At 72.9% G+C, this 2,949-nt stretch carries 3 protein-coding genes; 1 reads left to right on the top strand and 2 read right to left on the bottom strand.

Annotated features, from left to right (window positions below; translation table 11 throughout):
• Both FV223_RS24190 and ubiE read right to left on the bottom strand, forming a co-directional pair.
• A partial coding sequence (locus FV223_RS24190) for an AarF/UbiB family protein (RefSeq protein WP_246689787.1) occupies nt 1-695 on the bottom strand: 695 nt, incomplete at its 3' end.
• Between the two features lie 25 nt (nt 696-720).
• Nucleotides 721-1,515, bottom strand: a complete 795-nt coding sequence (gene ubiE, locus FV223_RS24185; RefSeq protein WP_147729355.1) for a bifunctional demethylmenaquinone methyltransferase/2-methoxy-6-polyprenyl-1,4-benzoquinol methylase UbiE — start codon at nt 1,513-1,515, stop codon at nt 721-723.
• A 206-nt stretch (nt 1,516-1,721) separates the two neighbouring features.
• Here ubiE and mutM point away from each other — a divergent pair, with 206 nt between their 5' ends.
• Nucleotides 1,722-2,648 (top strand): bifunctional DNA-formamidopyrimidine glycosylase/DNA-(apurinic or apyrimidinic site) lyase, encoded by a 927-nt coding sequence (mutM, locus tag FV223_RS24180; protein ID WP_147729354.1) that lies wholly within the window; start codon nt 1,722-1,724, stop codon nt 2,646-2,648.
• Nucleotides 2,649-2,949: the final 301 nt, after the last annotated feature.

Here is a 2,949-nt window from a genome sequence, read left to right as displayed (position 1 = left end):
CGCGGCACGCGAAAATCGTCGTCCTCCGCGGTGTTCTGCGCGAGCTCCGAGGCGGCGGCGGCCTCGAGCCGGAAGTCCATCTCCATGGTCACGGAGCGGGCCAGGATCTCGACCACGTCGCGCGGGCGCAGGCGCTCGGCTTGCGGAGACAGCACGTGGACGATGCGCGCGAGGAGGCGCATCACCTCCACGTCGCGCTGGAAGCGCTCGCGCACGCCCGGCCGCATGATCTTCACGGCGAGCGTGCGCTGGGTGCCGTCGGCATCGTGGACCACCGCCTTGTGGACCTGCGCGATCGAGGCCGCGGCCACCGGCTCGCCGAAGGCGACGAACAGGGCGGAGATCGGCTTGCCGAAGGCGGCCTCGACCACCTTCACGGCCACCGCCTGCGGGAAGGGCGGCACCCGGTCCTGCAGCATCTCGAGGTCGCGGGCCGCGCTCATCCCGACGATGTCGGGGCGGGTGGCGAGGAACTGCCCGAACTTGACGTAGGACGGGCCGAGCCGGGTCAGGCCGGCCGAGAGCCGGGCCGCGCCGGTACCGAGGCCCGGCCGCTCCAGCAACCGGACGATCCGCAGCCCGAGCCGCAGGTGCGGCGGCAGCTCGGAGGCGTCGACGAGCGCCAGCGCGCCCTCGCGCGCCAGCACGAAGCCGACATGGGCCCCGCGGAAGAGGTTGACCGCGGCGGCGATCATCGCGCCGCCCGGCGGCTCGGGTCGGTCACGAGACCTTCCAGCCGGAATGGATCGCGACGATGCCGCCCGAGAGCGGCCGGTGCGTGACGTGGCGGAAGCCGGCCTGCTCGATCATCCCGGCGAACAGCCCGGGGGAGGGGAACTTCCGGATCGATTCCACGAGGTAGCGGTAGGATTCCGCGTCGCCCGCGACCCGCGCGCCGAGCCGCGGGATCACGTGGAAGGAGTAGGCGTCGTAGATCTTGTCGAGCACCGGCAGGTCGACCTTGGAGAATTCCAGGCACAGGAAGCGGCCGCCGGGCTTCAGCACGCGGCGGGCCTCCTGCAGGGCCAGCTCGATCCGCGGCACGTTCCGGATGCCGAAGGCGATGGTGTAGGCGTCGAAGGTCGCGTCCGGCAGGGGCAAGGTCTCGGCGTTGCCGGTGACGAAGTCGATGCGCCCGTCGAAGCGCGCCCCGGCGCGCTCGGCGCCGACCCGCAGCATCGCCTCGTTGATGTCAAGCACGGTGACCGAGGCCTGCGGGCCGCCGGCCTCGAGGACGCGGAAGGCGACGTCGCCGGTGCCGCCGGCCACGTCGAGATGGCGGAACGGCCGCGTGCGCGACGGGCGCAGCATCGCGATGAGCTGCGCCTTCCAGGCCCGGTGCAGGCCGCCGGACATCAGGTCGTTCATCAGGTCGTAGCGCTTGGCGACCGAGCGGAACACGTCGTCGACGCGCGCCTGCTTCTCGGCCAGGGCCACACGCTCGAAGCCGAAATCGGTCTCCTGCGCCCCCGTCGTGCCGTCCCGCGCGCCCGTCGTCTCGTCCGCCACCGTCATGAAGTCCTGCCCGTCTGCGCCCTCGCGCCTCATAGCGAAGCCGGACGCGATCCGCCATGCGTCGTAAGACGCGGTGGGGACGGCCGGCCGTGGGCGGCGAAGCCTCGCCCGTCGGCCGGGATTGCGGCGGCGGCGGCCCGGGCCGATACCCGGCCTCCACGATCCGCCTTCCACCATCCGATTTGCCGAGGGACGGCCACAGGACGATGCCCGAGCTTCCAGAGGTCGAGACGGTGCGGCGCGGCCTCGCGCCGGCGATGGTCGGGGCCACCTTCAGCCGCGTCACCCTGCGCCGCCCGAACCTGCGCTTCCCGTTCCCCGAGCGCTTCTGCGCGCGCCTGGAGGGGCGCCGGGTCACCGGCCTCGCGCGGCGGGCGAAGTACCTCACGGCCGGCCTCGATTCGGGCGAGACGCTGATCATGCATCTCGGCATGAGCGGCCGCTTCGACGTGGCGATGCCCGACGGCAGCAACACGTCGCCCGGCGACTTCTACCTCGACGGGGCGCTCGGCACGCCCAAGCACGACCACGTGGTGATGGCGATGGGGAACGGCGCCACCGTCACCTACAACGACGCCCGCCGCTTCGGCTTCATGGACCTCGTGCCCACCGACACGCTCGCCGCGTGCCGGCACTTCGCCGGCATGGGCATCGAGCCCCTGAGCGCGGATCTGACGGCCGAGACCATCGCGCGGCTCTTTCGCCACAAGATCACGCCGCTGAAGGCCGCGCTCCTCGACCAGCGCCTGATCGCGGGCCTGGGCAACATCTACGTCTGCGAGGCTCTGCACCGGGCCGGCCTCCACCCCGAGGCCGCCGCGGGCACGCTGGCAAAGGCCGACGGCGCGCCGACGCCGAAGGCCCGGCTGCTGGCCAGGGTGATCGGCGAGGTGCTCACCGAGGCGGTCGCCGCCGGCGGCTCGACGCTGCGCGACTACGCCCACACCGACGGCACGTCGGGCGCCTTCCAGCAGGCGTTCCGCGTCTACGACCGGGTCGGCGAGGCCTGCCGCACCAAGGGCTGCGGCGGGACCGTCGGCCGGATCGTGCAATCCGGCCGCTCGACCTTCTTCTGCGCGACCTGCCAGCCTTCTGGGACGCGGATCGCGCCGACGCCCCCGAAACCGCGCTGACCGGATCGGCCTGTCTGTCGACCAGCCGGGGCGCGTGCAGCGCGCAACGGCAATTTCGCCACAAACCGGCGTAGTTTCCGGTACCCTGCGGCGATCCTTCGTGATCGCCGCCCCGTCGCGCATGCGCGCCCGGCACCGCCCTCGTCGCCGGCGCGAGCCCGAGCAGGATCCCGATGTTCTTCCGTCGACGCCAGACGCACGTGCCGCCGCAGCCGCTCACCTTCGACGAGCCGGCCCAGCCGCAGCGCCTCTCCCCCCGCTCGCCGAACGAGGCGATCAAGCCGACCGCGGCCCCGCCGCC

This window comes from Methylobacterium sp. WL116 (assembly GCF_008039455.1).
Classification (GTDB): Bacteria; Pseudomonadota; Alphaproteobacteria; order Rhizobiales; family Beijerinckiaceae; genus Methylobacterium.
The sequence above is the reverse complement of the archived record's forward strand: the minus strand, read 5'-3'. Positions and strand labels throughout refer to the sequence as shown.